This is a genomic window from Pseudoalteromonas sp. S1727 (genome assembly GCF_005886375.1).
Taxonomy (GTDB): Bacteria; Pseudomonadota; Gammaproteobacteria; order Enterobacterales; family Alteromonadaceae; genus Pseudoalteromonas; species Pseudoalteromonas haloplanktis.
Map to the genome: position 1 here is coordinate 1 of NZ_PNDT01000119.1, position 19,554 is coordinate 19,554.

Sequence of the window (19,554 nt, forward strand, 5' to 3'; positions counted from 1 at the left end):
AAAGATCTGCGGTAGACGCGGAAAATACTGGGGCAGCAACAACGGATTTAGTGCATTGTTATGATGTTAATGTATGTGGAGGTCATAATGATTGTAAAACGGCTGAAAATGCTTGTGCGGGTCATGCATCATGTAAAGGCACTGGGTTTGTTGCTATGCCTGCTAAAGCGTGTGCTGATGTTGGTGGGGCCGTGAAGGATAAATGGGTTGGCTCAATTGTGAAAGCAGATTTAGTACACTGTAACGATGTCAATATTTGTGGCGGCCACAATGATTGTAAAACGGCTGAAAATGCCTGTGCAGGTCATGCCTCTTGCAAAGGTACGGGTTTTGTTGCTATGCCAGCAAAGTCTTGTGCTGATATAGGTGGCTCTGTAGATTCATAAAGTCATGTTCTAGGTGGCTTTGCCACCTAGCGTTAAAGAGGGTGACGATGCAAACGCAATTTCTAGGTTTTGGTTTAGGTCTCAGAGCTTCGCATTTTGAACAAATTATCACGGATAAGCCCGCGGTTGACTGGTTTGAAATCATCTCTGAAAATTATTTTGTTGCGGGCGGTAAGCCTTGGTATTACTTAAATAAAATACGTGCCGATTATCCAGTAGTTATGCATGGCGTGTCTATGTCAATTGGCAGTACAGGCGCACTTAATTTCGACTATTTACAAGCACTAAAAAGCACCATAGCACGAGTTGAGCCACAGTGGGTCTCGGACCACTTATGCTTTAGTCAAGTGGGTGATTTTAATAGCCATGATTTACTGCCGATGCCATACACTAACGAGGCACTTGAGCATTTAGCATCGCGTATACATCATGTACAAGAATTTCTTGGTCGCGAGATGATTTTTGAAAATGTCTCAAGTTATCTTACCTATAAAGACTCACAAATGAGTGAATGGGATTTTTTAGCAGCACTGCACAATAAAACGGGTTGCCGATTTTTGATGGATGTTAACAATGTTTATGTTAGTGCCCGTAATCATCAGTTTGATGCGATGACCTTCTTAAATGCTATTCCTACAGAGGCAATTGCACAAATTCATCTTGCAGGTCATCAAGATTTTGGTAGTCATATAATTGATACTCATGATGAAGATGTGTCGAGCGCAGTGTGGGATTTGTTTGAAAATTATGCCAAGCAGCTTGATCCAGTCAGTACCATGATTGAACGCGATGATAACCTTGGTTCGCTGCAAGATTTAATAGCAGAGCTTGAATATGCTCGTCAGCTAGTGGCACCAATTTGGCAGTTGGGAGTAAATAGTGAGTGATCTAGCAAGCTTACAGCAGCAATTTATGGCTATGCTGCAAGGGCAAGACAATCATTTGGCGAGCCATATAGTCTCGGATGGGCAATTATCACTAAGCCAACGTTTAGCTATTTATCAAAATGCATACAAACTGCGACTACGTGCAGCCATTGAACAAGATCATGCCCAGCTAGGTATTTATTTAGGTGATCAATTATTTGATAAAATGGTTGCAGAATATCTTGTTAAATACCCATCAAATTATACGTCATTGCGCTTTTTTGCTGATGAGTTACCGCATTATTTACGTAATAATGCGCCGTTTAATGCGCACCCGATTTTAGCTGATATCGCCTATTTTGAACGGTGCTTACTAACAGCATTTGATGCTCAAGAGCAACCCTTGCTCAGCATAGATGAGCTTGAAAAATTCACCACTGAGCAATGGCCAACCTTGCAATTGGTTTTACATCCAAGTGTGCAACTGATGCACTTCAATAGTCGTGCGGTAGAGTCGTGGCAAGCACTAAAAGATAAACAAACACCGCCAGAGCCTTATTGTGAAACTACTCGGTACTGGGTTGTGGCAAGAGATCCTGAGCGACGTACCCAGTTTGTTAATGTTGCTTTACCCGAATACCGAATACTGACTTTACTGAAACAGCAGGTAAACTTTGCGCAATTATGTCAATCCTGTATAAATGATATGCCCAGTGAGAAAATTGCTGGTTTTCTTATCAGTTTGATAAATCAATGGCTCGAACGTGGTTGGCTGGTGACAACAACGAAATAATAAATTTTACGCGCTGAAATGTGCCATAACGGTATTCACTAAGGAACACTTTGAAAGCAACACTTTATACAGTTCTTGCCTTGCTGGCATTTGCTGCAAACTCTCTTTTATGTCGTATGGCATTAGTTCAAAACTACATAGATGCTTGGAATTTTACTGCATTACGATTACTCAGCGGTGCACTGTGTTTAGGCTTTATCGTTCTTATACAAGCAAAGCCAAAATTTAATAAGTCCACTAATGGTGATGATATTCTACAGCATAAGGCAGACCGTGGAAGTTGGCGCAGCAGCGCTTGTTTACTGATATACGCGCTCAGCTTTTCAATTGCATATGTAGAGCTTGATACTGGCACTGGGGCGCTTATATTATTTTCTGCAGTGCAGTTAACTATGATTGGTTGGGGGATTTACAATAAAGAGAGACTAAGTGTTGTACAATGGTGTGCATTTGTTATCGCTGTTATTGGTTTTGTGTATCTGATGTTACCTTCGGCGGCTATTCCTTCACTGCTCCCAGCGTTATTAATGATGCTAAGTGGCATTGCTTGGGGTATCTATAGTATTCGCGGTAAGGTATGTATTTCACCGCTAAGAACGACAACTTTTAATTTTGCACGTAGTTTATGCGCGTTACCTGTATTATTTATTATCGGCTTTAGCCACTTAGCAGGGCTCAGTTGGCAAGGGATTGCGCTGGCGTGTGCCTCCGGTGCGTTAGCATCAGGAATTGGTTACAGTATTTGGTATGTTGCTATGCCATTATTAAAAAGTAGTCAGGCTGCGGTGGTGCAACTGTGCGTACCGGTGATTGCGGCATTAGCGGGAATGCTATTTTTAGCGGAAGAACTTACGATTCAGTTTGTCATCGCCAGCGCCGTGATCCTTGGCGCTGTACTCGTGTTTATGTTGGCTAAACAGCCGGTGCACTCACGTTCAACACATAGCGTTGATAAAGCTGCGGCAAATGAGCCAAAATAGTTGTTTTTCCTGCTATTTCACTGCGTTTGATAATGTTCGCCAAGACTGCAATACTTTGGTATTGCAGTAACTGCTGCGCTTGCTGTATATGACTAATATGCCAAGGCTCTGGTGCAACACCACCTAAATCTTGTTGATAGGGGCGATAAAACCCATATTCTTCTAAATGGATATCAAGCCACTTGGTCATTGCTGCAAAAGGCCCCGTGTCTGTGTATTCACTGGGCTCTAATTGCAATTGATAGTCTGTTGCTACAGCTGCACTGTCAAAAATATCCAGATCAGTCCCAAAGTGATGCCGACTGGTGCCTGGCAGTGCAGAATAAAGCATAATTGCATGGCATTTTTCAATCTCTGACATACTCGTTAAATCAACGCGCTGCTGTTGTTTATTTAGCACTGGACGTTGGCCTGTAAACTTAGCATTCCAGATCAGCGCTTGGCGTTCAAAACTCCTAAAGCTAGATGCGATGGTTAATGTAAACCCTGCATCACGCGCGGCATTTTGTAACCGTATAAAGTCATCAATAATTTCTTTATGCAGCTTATACCCTTGATACTCCACAAGCTGCAGTTCACTCATACCACAGGCACACTCAGCTAATTGTGCTGTTGTGAATGTATTTTGGCTCATGTTAACAGCTGCTCTAAAATACGTTCGTAAATATCAGCAAGCGCAATGAGATCGTCACTGCTCACACATTCGTTAACTTTATGGATGGTGTCGTTACGTGGTCCGAGTTCAATCACCTTAGCACCGGTTTGTGCTATAAAACGCCCATCTGACGTGCCGCCAGTGGTTTCAAGTGCGGTATCTAAACCAGTGACAGCTTTTATTGCTGAAACGGTAGCATCGATCAGTGGGCCGCCTTCGGTTATAAAGGGCTGACCGTTAACAATCCAATTAAGCTCATACTCAAAATCATAGTCAGCCAGCATATCAACAACGCGCTGTTGTAATTGTTGATAGGTGACTTCTGTACTAAAACGAAAGTTAAATTGTACTTCAAGCTCGCCTGGGATCACATTACCTGCACCGGTGCCACCATTGATGTTTGAGATCTGAAAGCTCGTTGCAGGGAAAAACTCATTGCCGTTATCCCATACAGTTTGACTTAGCTGTGTGAGTAGTGGGGCGGCCAAGTGGACTGGGTTTTTAGCAAGCTGTGGATAGGCAACATGACCTTGAATTCCTTTAACGGTTAAAAAGCCAGTTAAGGAGCCTCGGCGACCATTTTTAACCACGTCACCGAGCACATTTCGCGATGACGGCTCACCAACTAAACACATATCAATTTTTTCACCACGTGCCTCTAGGGTATCTATCACTCGGGTTGTACCATTGATAAAAGGACCCTCTTCATCAGAGGTGATCAAAAACGAGATAGAGCCTTTGTGATCGGGATGTTTTGCAACAAAACGCTCGGTTGCAACAATCATCGCAGCTAAAGAGCCTTTCATATCAGCAGCACCGCGACCATGTAACATACCATCGGCAAGCAGACCAGAAAATGGCGGGTGTTGCCAGCTTTTTTCAGGTCCCGTGGGCACTACGTCGGTGTGTCCTGCAAAGCAAAAATGCGGGGAGCTATTACCTTTTCGGGCCCAGGTATTTAGCGTGTCTGTAAAAAACAGTGATTCAATATTAAAGCCAAGCACCTGTAAACGCTCATTCATCATTGCCTGGCAATCAGCATCTTCTGGTGTGACCGAGCGACGTTGGATCAACGCTTGCGCAAGTTCGATGACGGGATGCATCATAATACAAAAATCTCATCGTATTGAGCGGCTTTAAAGCCGAGGTGGTAAGTACCGTTGTGAATTAATACGGGGCGTTTGATCATCGCTGGCTGCTCTAGCAAAATTGCAAGTGCAGAGTCTTTATCAAGGTTTTGTTTTTGCTCATCTGATAATTGGCGATAAGTTGTGCCGCGCTTATTCACTAAATCTTGCCAATCGAGGTGATTGGCAAACTCGCTAAGCATGGCCAAGTTTACGCCGTCTTTACGATAATCATGAAAAGTATAATCAATGGCGTTATCGGTTAAGTATTTTTTGGCTTTTTTTATTGTGTCGCAGTTACTGATGCCGTAAAGAGTGGTCATATTAATTACTTCTTGGTTATAGTTAAAAGAATGTCTATTCCAGCGCTTACATGAGATAGAGAATAATGCATGGGTGTGAGCTGGTGGCCGTTGAGTAAAATTAGGCAAGCTAGCAATGGGCTATTTAGATCTCTGAGGTCAAAATAAGCAAGCCGCTGTCCTTTTGTTACTCTAGTGCCATTAAGCTGCGCAATATGCGTGTGTTTAATATGTTGCTGAGGATCTAGGTGTAAATTTAGCAGTATTTTTAAGCCATTATTCGCTTGGAGGATAAATTCAGTGCCGGCGTTTTTTACTTGCACTAATGTACCATCAAAGGGCGCTAGAATTTTATGGTTACTCAAAGCAACCATAATACCTGGGCCGAGTGTACCGTAGCTAAAAAATGGGTCTGGATGTTCACTTAATGGCATGACCTTTCCACTAAAGGGACTACAAATTGTAATACTGTTCGGTGTTAATTGTCGTTGCGGTAAGTAGCTAATATCTGGGGTGTTCATTATGCCAACTTACTGTCATTAAGTAGCTGATAACCATCTTTTTTTAATGCTTTTATTGCATCATTAATACGTTGTTGCTTTACCAAAACATAATCGGTGTCGTAGGTCGAAATTGCAAAGATAGAGATATGCGCTTTAGCTAACACCCCAGAAATATTAGCCATGATCCCCGTTAACGAAAAACCCAGTGGGCCAATGACTTCTAACGCACACCAATCATGCTCAGCATCAAGGCTGTCAATGGCAAATTGGCAAGGGCATACAATTGATAATTCATCTTGGGTTTTAGCGATCACAAACATTGGCTGTTTGAATAATTCTGCAGGGATCACTGCATCCACTTCAAGGGTATGAATGGTAAAGGTTGTATTATGTAGCTTTAATGTTTGCTTTGACATTGTAGACCCTTTGTTATTGTAAAGCTTTCCATCAGCGTATATTGATCAATAGTATAGATTATCAGGGGGAAATAAAAGGCCAATGTTGTCCACAATTTCTGTGGATAACATTGGGAGTAGTGAGGTATAAGATAAATAAGTTACTTATTCTATTAACTATTTTTAATAGGGTTAGATTAACAGCAGGACTAAAGTGATCAGCATTTGATCACTTTATTTTAAGTGTTAGTTGCCTTGTACTTGCGCAGCTTGAATGGCTGTCAAGGCGATGGTGTAGACAATATCGTCCACCAACGCACCTCGGCTTAAGTCATTAACAGGTTTACGCATACCTTGCAGCATCGGGCCAATGCTGATCAAGTCAGCACTGCGTTGTACGGCTTTGTAAGTCGTGTTACCGGTGTTTAAATCTGGGAATATAAACACGGTTGCCTTACCGGCCACGGGGCTGTTGGGTGCTTTTTTAAGAGCGACATTTTCCATAATTGCGGCGTCGTATTGCAGCGGCCCATCGATGATCAGATCTGGGCGCTTTTGTTGTGCTAACTTCGTTGCTAGACGGACTTTCTCAACATCCGCGCCAGTGCCAGATGTCCCGGTACTGTAACTTATCATAGCGACGCGCGGCTCAATACCAAATGCCGTCGCCGAATCAGCTGATTGAATTGCAATATCAGCCAGTTGCTCTGCTGTTGGATCCGGGTTAATTGCGCAGTCGCCGTATACCAGTACTTGATCCGGTAAAAGCATAAAGAACACGGATGAAACTAATGAAGAACCGGGTGCTGTTTTTATTAGTTGTAGCGGCGGGCGAATTGTATTGGCGGTGGTGTTAACTGCACCAGAGACTAAACCGTCAACTTTACCGCGCGCTAACATCATAGTACCCAGCACCACGTTATCTTGTAATTGCTCAAGTGCTACTACTTCAGTTAACCCTTTGTTTTTACGAATTTCAACCATGGGAGCAACATAGTCGTTGATCACATCTTGTGGTTCGATAATAGTCACATTTTCGTTAAGCTCAACACCTTGTTGCATTGCGATACGTTCTATTTCTTCTCGATCGCCTAACAAAATGGTCTTGGCTATACCGCGTTGGCCACAAATAGCTGCGGCTTTAATAGTGCGAGGTTCGTTCCCTTCAGGCAGCACAACGGTTTTCGCGGCTTGACGCGCTTTGTCGGTGAGTAAATAGCGAAATGCAGGTGGCGACATTTTACGTGTTTTTCCAACACTTTTAGCGAGGGAATCTAACCAATCAGAATCAATATGGCTGGCATTATGATGTTTAACTTTATCAATACGCTGTATGTCATCACACGGTACTTCCATATTAAAGTTATGTAGCAAAAATGAAGTACGCCAAGTGTCTTCATTAGTAATGAGTATAGGTAAGCCTGTGGCCATTGCCTGTTCACATAGTGTCATAATGCGCGGTTCAGGTTTATAACCACCGGTTAATAGAATAGCACCTATTTTAGTACCATTCATGGCTGATAAACAGGCCGCTACTAATACATCTGAACGGTCGCCAGGGGTGACTAACAAGGCGCCTGGTGTAAAGTGATTTAAGATATTAGAGACGGTTCTGGCACAAAAAGTAACGCGGCGAAGACGACGGTGCGCCATATCACCTTCATTGATCACTTCAGCTTTTAAATAAGCACATAAATCTTTTACTCGCGGTGCTACAAGTTCAAAATCCCATGGGATTGAGCCTAGTAACATAAAGGGGTGTTTTCTAAATATGGGTAATGATGCTAAACGGTTCAGTTCGTTTTCTAGTTGATCAGGTTTGTGTGATTCAACCAAATCAGCACGAGCTCTCCCTTCATCATCCAGCGGAGCATTGACTTTATTAAAAATGCAGCCCAACACACGAGCATGATCAACACTACCATAATAGCCAGCCGCAATTTCTAATCTGTCTTCAATTTGGTCATTACTGTCATTCCCTGGTGTGAGTACAAACACAATATCAGCCCCAAGGGTTTGTGCGATTTCACGGTTTACTCGCCCGGCATAAGGTTGACGGCGAGTTGGCACCATGCCTTCTATGATGGCAACAACATCATCGCCAATGGCGTTTTCAAAGCGCTCGACTATTTCTTCAAGTAAGTCATCGCCTTTACCATCACCAATCATTTGCTCTGCGTAATCAAGGGCAAAAGGAGTGGGAGGGGTAATCGCTGATCCTTGTGTTACTATTTGGGTTGATTTTTCTGGCCCAGTTTCCCCTGAGCGAGGCTGTGCAATTGGCTTGAAAAAATTAACTTTAACGGTTTTTTGCTCAAGTGCGCGTACTAAACCAACCGATACTGAGGTTAAGCCAACCCCAGTTGAGATTGGAACTAACATAATTCGACGTGCCATTGTTACTGCTCCTGTGCAATTGCTGCGGCATCACGGGCAATTACCCATTCTTCATTGGTTGGCATTACCACCGCTTTTGTTGAGGCGTTATCAGAACTTATCACACCTTGTGTGCCAAAGCGGGCGGCAAGATTTGCGTTATTATCACAATCAAGGCCGAGGAAGGCGAGTTGCGTAATCACTTTGTTACGAATGATATCGGAGTTTTCACCAATACCGCCGGTAAAAATGAGAGCATCAAGGCGTTGTAGTGGCACCATAAATGCGGCCACTTGCTTTGCTAAGCGATAACAAAACATCTCAAGTGCTAAAATGGCTTTTTCATTGCCTGCTACAGCCGCTTCTTCTATGGTACGGCAGTCATTTGATAATTCGCTAATACCTAGCAAGCCGCTTTGTTTATTTAATAAATCGTCAATTTGTTGAGCATCATAATTTAGTTGGGTGGTTAAAAAATTAAATAAGCCAGGATCAATATCACCGCTGCGGGTGCCCATCATTAACCCTTCAAGTGGCGTTAACCCCATACTGGTATCGACACTTTTACCATTTTTAATCGCACACACTGAACAACCATTACCTAAGTGGGCGCTGATAAAGTTACTGTGTTCTATTGGTTGATTGAGCAGTGCCGCTGTTTGACCTGCAACGTAATAATGGCTTGTCCCATGAAAACCGTAGCGTCTAACCCCGTAATCTGCGTATAGCTTATAGGGTAGAGCATATAAGTAAGCAATTTTATCCATAGTTTGATGGAATGCAGTGTCAAAAACAGCGATTTGTGGCAGGCCTTGGAATGACGCTTGTGCAGCAGCTATACCGAGTAAGTTAGCGTGACCATGTAATGGGGCAAGCGTTGCTGCTTGGGTAATGCCTTTAATAACCGCATCATCAATCAGCATTGACTTGGTGAAGTGCTCACCACCATGCACTACACGATGACCGACTGCGATGAGGTTATTCGCTAAACTATACTCATTAATGAGTTTAACCAGTGTGTCGATTGCTTCTTTGTGTGCTTGATTTACTGCCAATTCAAGGAGGTGTTTTTTGCCTAAGTATTTGTATTTAATTGATGGAGATGACGATCCTAAGCGCTCAGCCAAGCCGGAAATGATTTCTTCAGAGCTGGTGGCATCTAAAATAGCAAATTTTAAACTTGAACTTCCACAATTAAGAACAAGCACGTGGTGAGGCGATGAAGGTTGCGCAGACATATCAGGATCCCATTTTTTAACAATTTGGTAAGTGCACATTAAGCTTAGTTGTTATATAACTAACTATCGAACAAGATTGACTAAAGTTAGCGTGTTAGCGGTCGATAAATTGGTATCGGATACAGTCAATGGCTATACTAAAGTTTAGTTAACTTAATATGCGTTTATTTTACCTGATTAATTTATTTATGGTAAGTTTAAACCATGATCAAAAACAGGTTTTGGACGAAAGGTGGAAGGGATTTTACACAGAAATGTTGCCGTCAATGTGATATACTCGCTTGCGTTAGGCAAACATTTATAAATACACCAGCGACACCTAGGAGTCATGATGCAAAAAAGTGTGATGTCACAAGTTCAAACTGGTCGTGAATACGCTAAAAAATGGCCGATGCGTAAAGAGCTAGCGCCTATTTTCACGGAGTTTAGAGTAATTAAAGCCACAGAGCTGGCGATTACTGTTATGCCAATTTTGGCAATGCTCACTTTATTTATGCAAATTAATTATTTAGGCAGCAGTTTTTTACCGCAAGCTATCGCCATTGCATTGTTTTTTTTATCGTTACCATTACAAGGCCTCTTATGGTTAGGTAAACGCGCAGACACTCAGCTTGAGCCGGCAATGGAGCATTGGTATAAAGAGTTACACAGCAAGATGGTTGCTAACGGTTACCAAGGGCATACCCCAAAAGAGAAACCGAAATACGCTGAATTGGCCCATTTACTTAATGATATGTTTGATAAAATGGACCGCGCATTTACTAAAGAGAATCTATAAGACGTGTAAATTGGCTTACATAAAATGACAAGGTGACCACTTGCTCACCTTGTTGCTCTAACTGTTGCCAATGCTCTGGGCGAAACTTCCACGCAAAGGGAGTCATGGTTATCAAGTTCTTCACATCATTAAATGGCAAGCTTATTTGTTGCTCTAACAATGTTTGCTCTATTAGCTCAAATCCATCCGGTACACTAATGGCTGTATGTGCGTTAACGTCACGGTAGATATAGTGTTTCAACTCTTTTAAATGCCAAGGGCCTGGGCTTGCCACAATTAGTGTTCCATCGGATTTTGCTAGGCGCGCTAATTCAGCATCAAATAATGGTGCAAAAATACTCACTAATACATCGGCCATACCGTCATTAAACGGTGCTTGACTAATTGACGCTACACTAAAATTACAATGCTTGTATCGCTTCGCGGCGAATTTAATGGCTGATTTTGAAATATCGACCCCATATACTTTTGCATCACATGCATTGGCTATCGCTTGTGTATAAAAACCCTCGCCGCAGCCTAAATCAATCACATATTGCGGGCGGTGCGTAGCAACGCGCTGAGCAATGGCTGTTTGTAAAAACTGATAATGGCCAGTTGCTAAAAAAGCGCGTCGTGCTTGCACCATGTCGAGGTTGTCGCCGGGGTGTTTGGAATTTTTTTGTTGTACTGGCAATAAATTTACATAGCCTTCTTTGGCCGTATCAAAGCTATGGTTGTTACTACATTTGAGCACATTAGTCTGTAATGTAAGCGTTTGTTGGCAAAGTGGGCATTGATAATCAAGACTCATGAGTCTAGGTAATCCTTGTCGTAAAAAGTTTTAACCCAATGTGGGCGATAGGTGATCAATAAAGTTATGGCCATCCCATTGAGCATGGCTTCAGGAAACCAAATGATGGCACATAAGTAGAGGTAATTTTCACTTAATTCAAACCAGTTATAGCTACCGGTTAAATAATAAAATACGCTCACAGCAATAATCTTCAAACAGGCAATTAAAGCAGCACAAATAAACGCACAGACAAAGATATAGATAAAAAAGTGTCGTGGCAGGAGGCTGTAACAGAGTATAAAAAGACCATAGCTGACTAAAATGGGCAAATAAGCGCTAAGTAGTAAATGCACGGGTAACTGCGTGATACTAATTTGATTAAAGGCGGCTAAGAGTAAGCTGGCAAGCGTAGCGCTGAGTAATGCAAAGCGCCACCCTAAAATTAGTGTGATGGCGGTCACACCAAGTATGTGTAATTCAAGGCCCGGCAAGATACCAGCTTTAATACGCCACAGCAGTATAAATACTAAGGCACACGCGAATACACCGGTTTGTCGTGCTGGTGTTGCAAGTAACCGTTGATATTGTTTTTTACTAATACTGAGCAAAAAAATGCAGCCGACAATAAGCCAAGTCATTACTTGAATAGTGCTGTTTATTATCGGCGCTTCTATTAGCTCAAGCATGTTATTTAGCTAAAAGTAGACCAAATTGGTGCATGATCTGATGGTTTTTCGATACCACGTAGTTCATAATCAATGCCAGCATCGCTGCAGCGGGCAGCCAATGCTGGGGTTGCTAAAACAACGTCTATACGCAGGCCACGATTATCATCAAAACCTTTTGAACGATAATCAAACCATGAATATTGCTCTATTGTGTCTGGGTGTAATTCGCGGAATGTGTCTTTAAAGCCCCATTCAAGCAAAGTTGCAAGCCATTGACGCTCTTCAGGTTGAAATGAGCATTTACCGGTTTTTAACCAGCGCTTACGGTTAACCTCACCAATGCCAATATCAAGATCGGTTGGAGAGATATTAATATCACCCATTACAATCACATCTTCTTCACTATTGTGATGGGTGTTTAAATGGGTCATAAGATCGCGATAGAATTGGCGCTTATATGGAAATTTAACCTCATGGCTGATGTTATCACCTTGTGGGAAATAACCATTCATTACGGTTAAATCACGGCCGTTTTCTTGAGTGACCGTAACACTGATCATACGTTTTTGCGATTCTTCACTGTCTGTTGCAAATCCTTTAACCACAGATTTAGGTTCATTTTTGCATAACATCGCTACACCATAATGGGCTTTTTGGCCATGAAAATACACGTGGTAACCCATTTTTTGCACATCTTCGAGTGGAAAAGCTTCATCGTGTACTTTTATTTCTTGTAAACCGATTATATCAGGCTGATGTTTATCAATAATTGCTTGTAGTTGATGCAGGCGAGCTCGCAGCCCATTAATGTTAAATGAAATTACTTTCATGGCTAGACCTTTAAATTAGAGTTAGCTTTTCATAGATTATGCAAATTCTACCATCAAATAAGGTCGGGTACATGTGCTTATTTATTAAAAATACCTTGCTTAAAATACAAGCAAAATAGTGAAATGTTTAATTATGTAGCTCATCTGCAACTTTTACATGCTTTTATGAAAGCATTGCAGTAAACACTGCTGTCAAATGATTTTAAAACTTTAAGTTTATGAATTTAAAGGTTTTTAAAGTTGGCGTTTAATTTGTATATATTTTCTTGCATTTAATTTAACTACAAGGAAATGTCTTATGAAAAAGTTAACTTTAGCAGCTACAATTTTAGCAACGGTGAGTTTATCAGCTTGTGCTACATCTTCAATGTCAAAAATTGACAGTGGTTTTGGTAGCTTAGATAACGATGATGACGGTTTTATCTCAAAAGCAGAAGCTGACGACGATAATATTTGGCAACATTTTTCAAATATTGATACGAATATGGATGAGCAACTCAGTCGTCAAGAATTTAATACTTATATGCAGCTTAACACAGGCAAAGTTGCCAGTGATAGTGAAGTGAGTGATTCAGCCTTTAAAGCTGAAATCGCGAAATTTGATCCTATAGAAAATAACTTCAGCTCATTAGACAATGACAGCAATGGTTATATTTCAGTGACAGAAGCCAATGATGACGATATAGCAAATCATTTTGGCTATATGGATAAAAACCAAGATAAACGCGTCAGTAAGCAAGAATTCATTAGTTATATTCAAACTTATGGCAGTGATGTTGCCGAAGATGAAGCTCTTGAGATGATAAGAAAGAGTTAATTTATCAAAGTTAAATAGAAAACCTCAATGCCAATAACTGTGTTATTGGCATTTTTTATAGATATTTAACGATAGTTTTTCCCAGTTTAAGTTTGATCTGTCATAATATTACGTTACGCAAGTTTATTAGGTTAGAAATAGGTATGGCGGGGCGACGAATTAGTGATGAACAACTTGTTGAGATCATTGAAGCGGCTATTTTTGTTGCTGGAAAACCCCTTAGTAAGCGGCACTTAAAAGAAACGGTATTAGGTGATTTGAGTGTGTCGATGACGCGCATTAACCTCGCACTTGAACAAATCCAAATTCATTATCAAACCCGAGGTATCCGGCTAGTTGAAGTGGGTAGCGGCTTTCGATTTCAAGCCTGTGCGAGTTTAGCGCCTTGGTTAAATAACCTCTGGCAAGAACGCGCACCTAAATATTCTCGCGCTTTATTGGAGACGTTATCGCTCATCGCGTATCGTCAACCGATCACCCGAGGAGAAATCGAGCAAGTCCGTGGCGTCACTGTTGGCTCGGGTATTATTAAAAGTCTGCTCGAACGTGAGTGGATACATGTTGTTGGCCATAAAGAGGTGCCAGGTAGGCCTGCTTTATATGCGACAACCAAACAATTTTTAGATTATTTTTCGTTAACAGGGTTAGAAAATTTACCGCCACTGCCAGAGCAGCAGCAAAGTAAAATAGACCAGTTATTGAGTGATCCTTCTGTGAGAGAACTGTCCGAATGAGTATACAAGGTGAAAAGTTACAAAAAGTATTGGCAAGAGCGGGTGTTGGCTCTCGTCGTGAAATGGAAAAATACATTGATGCAAATCGCGTGAGTGTTAATGGTAAAGTGGCAAAGTTAGGTGACCGCGTAGAAGAAACGGATTTGATCCGTGTTGATGGTCACACCGTGAAGATTGAAGAAAAAGCAGAACGCATTTGCCGCGTTATCATGTATAACAAGCCGGAGGGTGAGTTATGTACACGAAAAGATCCAGAAGGGCGCCGCACAGTATTTGACCGCTTACCTCGTATTGATGGTGAACGCTGGATTGCTGTGGGCCGACTAGATATAAATACTGCAGGTTTAATGTTATTCACCAATGATGGTGAACTTGCCAATCGTTTAATGCACCCAAGCTATGAAGTTGAGCGTGAATACTCAGCCCGTGTATTTGGTGAAGTGACAGCTGAAACCATCAAAAACTTAAGTAAAGGCGTTGAGCTTGAAGATGGCATGGCTAAATTCCTAAACATAAAACCATTGGGCGGGGAAGGCATCAACCGTTGGTATAACGTCACTTTAACTGAGGGACGTAATCGTGAAGTACGTCGTTTATGGCAATCTCAAGATGTCGAAGTATCACGTCTGATCCGTATTCGTTACGGTAAATTAGAGCTCGATAAACGCTTACCACAAGGTGGTTGGGCTGAGCTTGATCTAGAGACGGTTAACTACTTACGTAAAACAGTTAAATTAGGTCGTGAAACACAAACTAAATTATCAGTAATGCCTGAAAAGCGTAAAGATAAGCGCGCTAAAATTAATCAAATTCGTAAAGCTGTTAAAAAGCACAATAATCGCGTCAAACAAACTAAACGTCGTTAACCGGTGTTCAGTTTAAAATAAGCGATTATCGGCACAGCGTCGTTAAGCGAACGAATGACAAACAGCTAAAATCCGTAATGAGCAAAGCTTATTACGGATTTTTTATCGTTATTTACACCACATTGAACTGCTCTTTACTCATTACCTATCAGCAATCGTTTGCGCAAATGCTAATAATTCACGACGTAACCATTGGTGAGGACTGGCATGGTGAAGCAGTGGACTCCAGAGCATTTTTACTTCAATAGGCACAATTTGAAAGGGAACGGGGCTTATGACTAACTCTGTATGTTTTGTAAGTAACATGGCTTGTCGCCGTGGCAGGGTGGCAATTAACTGAGGTGACTGGCAAAGCAAGCTGGCTATCATATAGTGGCGGGTAAACACCCTAATATGACGAGTTTGTTCAAGTTGCCATAAAGCTTCATCGACCCACCCTAGTTTTTGACTGCCGGATTTATTTGTCACCGCAGCTTCTGCTCCCCAACCTGCACGATTAACCCAAATATGCTCACTTGCTAAATAGTTTTCTAAATCAGGCTTTTGCAAGAAAGAGTTTGCAGGGTGCATTAAGCAGCAATAATTGTCACGCCACACACTGGCTTGGTGAAACGAGCGGGGTAAGCCATTAAAACGATTGATAGCTAAATCAATACTGCCTTTTTCCATATCTTGTAGGCTGACATCACTTGGACTCAGCACATCAAAGTTTAATCCCGGATGTTTATTCAGCTGTGCGGTAATAAAAGGCGCGACTAAGGTTGACTCTAAATAATCGTTGGCCATTATGCGAAATGTTGCTTGTGCTGTGCTTGGATCAAAAACATCACTGGGTTGGGTGATAGCTTCAGCCATTTTTAGTAAAGCTTCAATTTCAGGCTTTAAACTCAGTGCTTTTGCGGTTGGTGTCATTGAACCTGCGGCGCGCACTAGCAGAGGATCATCAAACAAATCTCGTAAACGCTTTAATGCGTTACTCATTGCAGGTTGGGTGAGCGCTAGTTTATTTGCTGCTTTAGAGACATTTCGCTCATCTATGAGTACATTTAAGTACACCAGCAGGTTGAGATCGACATTACGTATATTCATTTAATCAATCTTATTTATTCGCTGTATTAATTATCTAAATTAAAGCCTGCTTGCTAAGGTGTGTAAACCAGTAATGAAAAATAGTCGCCATAAGTGATAAAAATATGCCTGAATTAGAGCCGCCACAATCCGTGTCAGTTGAGCTAGAAAACGCACTGCAGCAAGTGATTGCGACTAAATTAGCCCGAGCGGTGTTTGCAGGTTTTGAAGCTATGTTCGCAGAGTTTTTAAATATCACCTTAGGAGCGCAAAGTCGCTTTGAGCAGCAACAGTGGCAAGGTGTTCAGTCAGCAATGCGAGAGCGATTGCAAGTATACGAACGGCAAGTTAAAAATGTTAGTGAGGCGGTGCGGATCATTGCATTTCAAGAATTGCATGAACCACAACTTTGGCGACAGGCAAAACATATTTATGGGAAAATGGTTGCAGAGCATGAAAATCAACCGATTGCGCATACGTTTTTTAATTCCACATTTGGCGCTATTTGGGATGATAAAAAAATCCGCACTGTGCATTTGTTTGTATTAAAAGCCAAGTACCGAGCAAAACCGCGGCCATTTGATAATTTAGTGAGTCGCATTTCTTTACAAAATGGTTTTACTAATGCGGTTCAGCAACTCATTTACCGCCAAGCTTTTCGGGTTCAATTTATTGATTTAGGAAAAGATATTGATAATTTACAGCGTACGCTCCGAGCCGGTGCAAAGTTGCAATGTCGCCAAGTGTATGAGTTACTAGATTTAAATGACGGCTATATTGAATACGCTAATTCACTTTTTTTTAGAAATAAAGCCTGTTATTTGATTGGCCGCTGCATAGCTAAGAATGGTGATAATATGCCATTTGCAGTTGCCATTTTGAATACAGATAGCGGCTTAACGTTAGATGCGGTAATGATGGGGGCCGATCAACTGAGTTTACTCTTTGGCTTTGCTCGTACTTATTTTATGGTCGATACCGATCAACCCGCACGCTATGTTGATTACTTATCTGTACTAATGCCCCATAAACAACGTTTTGAGTTATTTAATGCCATTGGCTTTATTAAACATGCTAAAACGGAGTTTTATCGTTACAAAGTAGACACGACTAAAAATAGCCCTATTGATGATAAATACATTATTGCCCCAGGCACGCCAGGCATGGTGATGTTGGTATTTACCACCCCAGGCTCTGATTATGTGTATAAGGTGATAAAAGATAAATTTAATGCGCCAAAAACAGCCAGCAAAGCACAAGTAATGGCAAAATATGACTTCGTAAAACAAGCCGACAGAGTGGGTCGTTTGGTCGACACCCATGAATTTCGCTATTTGGCTTTTGACTTAAGCCGCTTTAGTGATGAGTTACTTGCGCAAATGCAGACTAATATTGCCAGTAGTATATCAATTGCAGATAAAGCGTTAGTGCTCAAACATGTCTATGTGGAGCGTAAAATGACCCCGCTGAATCTTTATATCAATCAATGCGATGATATTAAGCTGAATAAAGTTATGGATGATTATGGCCAAGCAATAAAAGACTTAGCGGGAGCAAACATTTTTCCAGGTGACATGTTAATGAAAAACTTTGGCGTCACTCGGTGGGGGCGCGTAGTATTTTATGATTATGATGAAATTTGCCCACTTACACAGTGTCATTTTAGGCAATTACCCAGTAGTGAAAATAGCTTTGATGAACTCAGTAACGAAAGCTATTTTGATGTTGACGAAAACGATGTATTCCCAAGTCAATTCAAGGTGTTTTTTAGTGCAGATCAGCGTGCATTTAGTTATTTTTGTCAGCAGCATAATGATTTGTTCAGCCCTGAATTCTGGCAACAGTGCCAAGCACAGATTAACGCCGGTCACGTTTACGATGTATATCCTTATAAACAGAGTTGGCGATTTACATAAGTTAGCCACAAGTCTGATAGGTGTTCTTTACCGCAACAGGTACAATTTATAAACACTAATAAGAAGACTTAAAAGGATATACCATGAAAACATTACTTTTAACGGGGATATTACTTACCTCACCTTTAGCTTTAGCTAATCCACTGCTCGGTAGTTGGGAGTTTGTAGAGGGGAAGTATGCGGTAGAACAAGGCTATGTCACTGCCAAAGCCCCTGAGCTTACGTCCATTAAATTAATTACAGCTACTCACTTTAACTACATTACGCAAAAAAACGGTGAATTTCACTATGCAGGTGGTGGTAAGTACACGTTAAAGAACCAACAGTTTGTTGAAACATTTGCGTATGGCAATATTCCATCATTACTTGGTAAAACCATGGCTTTTGATTACAAAATTGAGGATAACTTATGGCATCATTCTTTAACTGAAAATGGTAAGTTAGTTGAAGCCGAAGTATGGCGCAAAATCGACTAAAGTTAGCTAACCGACCAAGGAGCCACAATGCAATTTATATCTCATCACGAGCAGCAACTAAGCTTGAGTGACACTGACAAACCTCAATTGCAACCGAACGAAGTCCTAGTGAAAGTGGCCGCAATAGGGGTCAACCGCGCCGATTGCATGCAGCGCCAAGGTAAATACCCAGCACCAAAAGGTGATAGCCCTATTTTAGGGCTCGAATGTGCAGGAACAGTGGTTGCACTCGGCACTGAGGTTGATAGCAATTGGCTTAATCAATCAATATTTACCTTGTGCTCAGGCGGAGCTTATAGTGAATATGTGGCTGTTGATGCCGGTCAACTGATGCAATTACCAGATAGTTTAACTATGGTACAGGGCGCAGCAATCAGCGAAGTCTATTTAACCGCGTTTGGAGCATTATTTCAGCTGGGTAACTTAGAGCAAGGGCAAACAGCACTTATTCACGCGGGTGCCAGTGGTGTAGGTGGCGCGGCTATTCAAATGGCAAAACGTGTTGGTGCAACGGTGGTGATCACCGCCGGCAGTGATGAAAAATGTCAGCATGCTAAACAGTTAGGTGCCGATCACGTCATCAACTATAAAACCACCGATTTTGTTGAATATATGCAGCATCATCAGTTAACTGCTAACGTTATTGTTGATCCTGTCTCGGGGCGTTATTTAAACAAAAATGCTGAGATTGCAGCAATGGATTGCCAAATTATTATGTTAGCGTTTTTAGATGGCCGCTTTGCAGAGGTAGACTTTGCCCGTTTATTACAAAAACGTATCTCATTTCATGCTTCAACACTTCGTAACCGCAGCCAAGCATTTAAACGCCAACTTCGTGATGAGTTTGTTGCCATGTTTTATGATGATATTGCCAATCAACGCTTTGATTTTAATATTTATAAAACGCTACCATGGCAACAAGCAATGCAAGCTCATGAAATATTAGAGCGTAACGAAAATGCCGGAAAAGTAGTGTTAGAAGTGCAGTAAATTAATTATGTAGGT

Annotated in this window: 22 protein-coding genes; 11 read left to right on the top strand and 11 right to left on the bottom strand. The window is 41.5% G+C overall.

Annotated elements, in window-relative coordinates:
- From bufA2 to CWB85_RS19810, 4 genes are all read left to right on the top strand, one after another.
- On the top strand, positions 1 to 386 hold a 386-nt coding region (bufA2, locus tag CWB85_RS19795), incomplete at its 5' end, for a BufA2 family periplasmic bufferin-type metallophore (protein WP_138555821.1).
- 47 nt (positions 387 to 433) lie between these two features.
- Positions 434 to 1,273 (top strand): MNIO family bufferin maturase, encoded by an 840-nt coding sequence (bufB, locus tag CWB85_RS19800; RefSeq protein WP_138555822.1) that lies wholly within the window; start codon positions 434 to 436, stop codon positions 1,271 to 1,273.
- A complete protein-coding gene (locus CWB85_RS19805; RefSeq protein WP_138555823.1) occupies positions 1,266 to 2,045 on the top strand; it encodes an HvfC/BufC N-terminal domain-containing protein in 780 nt (259 codons plus the stop codon). Before bufB ends, CWB85_RS19805 begins: the two co-directional genes overlap by 8 nt.
- A 50-nt stretch (positions 2,046 to 2,095) precedes the next feature.
- The gene (locus CWB85_RS19810; RefSeq protein ID WP_138555824.1) at positions 2,096 to 3,025 is read left to right on the top strand and encodes a DMT family transporter; all 930 of its coding nucleotides are present in this window, start codon (positions 2,096 to 2,098) and stop codon (positions 3,023 to 3,025) included.
- Here CWB85_RS19810 and CWB85_RS19815 read toward each other — a convergent pair.
- The 7 genes from CWB85_RS19815 to CWB85_RS19845 form a co-directional block, all read right to left on the bottom strand.
- Positions 2,958 to 3,659 (bottom strand): M15 family metallopeptidase, encoded by a 702-nt coding sequence (locus tag CWB85_RS19815; protein ID WP_016709305.1) that lies wholly within the window; start codon positions 3,657 to 3,659, stop codon positions 2,958 to 2,960. The genes CWB85_RS19810 and CWB85_RS19815 overlap by 68 nt on opposite strands.
- A complete protein-coding gene (dapE, locus tag CWB85_RS19820; protein ID WP_138555825.1) occupies positions 3,656 to 4,786 on the bottom strand; it encodes a succinyl-diaminopimelate desuccinylase in 1,131 nt (376 codons plus the stop codon). The genes CWB85_RS19815 and dapE overlap by 4 nt, the downstream gene beginning before the upstream one ends.
- The gene (locus CWB85_RS19825; RefSeq protein WP_016709307.1) at positions 4,783 to 5,130 is read right to left on the bottom strand and encodes an ArsC family reductase; all 348 of its coding nucleotides are present in this window, start codon (positions 5,128 to 5,130) and stop codon (positions 4,783 to 4,785) included. Before CWB85_RS19825 ends, dapE begins: the two co-directional genes overlap by 4 nt.
- A 5-nt stretch (positions 5,131 to 5,135) precedes the next feature.
- Positions 5,136 to 5,630, bottom strand: a complete 495-nt coding sequence (locus CWB85_RS19830) for a PTS sugar transporter subunit IIA (protein ID WP_138555826.1) — start codon at positions 5,628 to 5,630, stop codon at positions 5,136 to 5,138.
- Entirely contained in the window at positions 5,630 to 6,028 is a 399-nt protein-coding gene (locus tag CWB85_RS19835) for an ACT domain-containing protein (RefSeq protein ID WP_016709309.1), read from the bottom strand. The genes CWB85_RS19830 and CWB85_RS19835 overlap by 1 nt, the downstream gene beginning before the upstream one ends.
- 225 nt (positions 6,029 to 6,253) lie before the next feature.
- Positions 6,254 to 8,404, bottom strand: a complete 2,151-nt coding sequence (pta, locus tag CWB85_RS19840) for a phosphate acetyltransferase (RefSeq protein ID WP_016709310.1) — start codon at positions 8,402 to 8,404, stop codon at positions 6,254 to 6,256.
- A gap of 2 nt (positions 8,405 to 8,406) precedes the next feature.
- The gene (locus tag CWB85_RS19845) at positions 8,407 to 9,621 is read right to left on the bottom strand and encodes an acetate kinase (protein WP_016709311.1); all 1,215 of its coding nucleotides are present in this window, start codon (positions 9,619 to 9,621) and stop codon (positions 8,407 to 8,409) included.
- Between the two features lie 331 nt (positions 9,622 to 9,952).
- Here CWB85_RS19845 and yfbV point away from each other — a divergent pair, with 331 nt between their 5' ends.
- The gene (yfbV, locus tag CWB85_RS19850; protein ID WP_016709312.1) at positions 9,953 to 10,399 is read left to right on the top strand and encodes a terminus macrodomain insulation protein YfbV; all 447 of its coding nucleotides are present in this window, start codon (positions 9,953 to 9,955) and stop codon (positions 10,397 to 10,399) included.
- Here yfbV and rlmA read toward each other — a convergent pair.
- The 3 genes from rlmA to xthA are packed head-to-tail and all read right to left on the bottom strand — an operon-like array spanning position 10,383 to position 12,672.
- Complete coding sequence (gene rlmA, locus CWB85_RS19855; RefSeq protein ID WP_138555827.1) at positions 10,383 to 11,192, bottom strand: 23S rRNA (guanine(745)-N(1))-methyltransferase; 810 nt, start codon at positions 11,190 to 11,192, stop codon at positions 10,383 to 10,385. The two genes, yfbV and rlmA, sit on opposite strands and share 17 nt — an antisense overlap.
- Complete coding sequence (locus CWB85_RS19860; RefSeq protein ID WP_244390807.1) at positions 11,189 to 11,860, bottom strand: energy-coupling factor ABC transporter permease; 672 nt, start codon at positions 11,858 to 11,860, stop codon at positions 11,189 to 11,191. Before CWB85_RS19860 ends, rlmA begins: the two co-directional genes overlap by 4 nt.
- A 5-nt stretch (positions 11,861 to 11,865) precedes the next feature.
- The gene (xthA, locus tag CWB85_RS19865) at positions 11,866 to 12,672 is read right to left on the bottom strand and encodes an exodeoxyribonuclease III (protein WP_016709315.1); all 807 of its coding nucleotides are present in this window, start codon (positions 12,670 to 12,672) and stop codon (positions 11,866 to 11,868) included.
- Positions 12,673 to 12,970: 298 nt separating this feature from the next.
- Here xthA and CWB85_RS19870 point away from each other — a divergent pair, with 298 nt between their 5' ends.
- From CWB85_RS19870 to rluB, 3 genes are all read left to right on the top strand, one after another.
- A complete protein-coding gene (locus tag CWB85_RS19870) occupies positions 12,971 to 13,489 on the top strand; it encodes an EF-hand domain-containing protein (protein WP_138555828.1) in 519 nt (172 codons plus the stop codon).
- Positions 13,490 to 13,632: 143 nt separating this feature from the next.
- Complete coding sequence (scpB, locus tag CWB85_RS19875; RefSeq protein ID WP_138555829.1) at positions 13,633 to 14,223, top strand: SMC-Scp complex subunit ScpB; 591 nt, start codon at positions 13,633 to 13,635, stop codon at positions 14,221 to 14,223.
- Positions 14,220 to 15,089, top strand: a complete 870-nt coding sequence (gene rluB / locus CWB85_RS19880; protein WP_016709318.1) for a 23S rRNA pseudouridine(2605) synthase RluB — start codon at positions 14,220 to 14,222, stop codon at positions 15,087 to 15,089. The genes scpB and rluB overlap by 4 nt, the downstream gene beginning before the upstream one ends.
- A gap of 141 nt (positions 15,090 to 15,230) precedes the next feature.
- On the opposite strand, the gene CWB85_RS19885 is transcribed toward rluB, so the two are convergent.
- Complete coding sequence (locus CWB85_RS19885) at positions 15,231 to 16,178, bottom strand: LysR family transcriptional regulator (protein ID WP_016709319.1); 948 nt, start codon at positions 16,176 to 16,178, stop codon at positions 15,231 to 15,233.
- Positions 16,179 to 16,282: 104 nt separating this feature from the next.
- Here CWB85_RS19885 and aceK point away from each other — a divergent pair, with 104 nt between their 5' ends.
- The 3 genes from aceK to CWB85_RS19900 all read left to right on the top strand — a co-directional run bounded on the left by aceK (position 16,283) and on the right by CWB85_RS19900 (position 19,539).
- The gene (aceK, locus tag CWB85_RS19890) at positions 16,283 to 18,073 is read left to right on the top strand and encodes a bifunctional isocitrate dehydrogenase kinase/phosphatase (RefSeq protein ID WP_138555830.1); all 1,791 of its coding nucleotides are present in this window, start codon (positions 16,283 to 16,285) and stop codon (positions 18,071 to 18,073) included.
- 83 nt (positions 18,074 to 18,156) lie between these two features.
- Positions 18,157 to 18,549: a hypothetical protein gene (locus CWB85_RS19895; RefSeq protein ID WP_016709321.1), complete on the top strand. Its 393-nt coding sequence runs from the start codon at positions 18,157 to 18,159 to the stop codon at positions 18,547 to 18,549.
- 27 nt (positions 18,550 to 18,576) lie between these two features.
- Positions 18,577 to 19,539: a zinc-binding dehydrogenase gene (locus tag CWB85_RS19900; protein ID WP_138555831.1), complete on the top strand. Its 963-nt coding sequence runs from the start codon at positions 18,577 to 18,579 to the stop codon at positions 19,537 to 19,539.
- Positions 19,540 to 19,554: the final 15 nt, after the last annotated feature.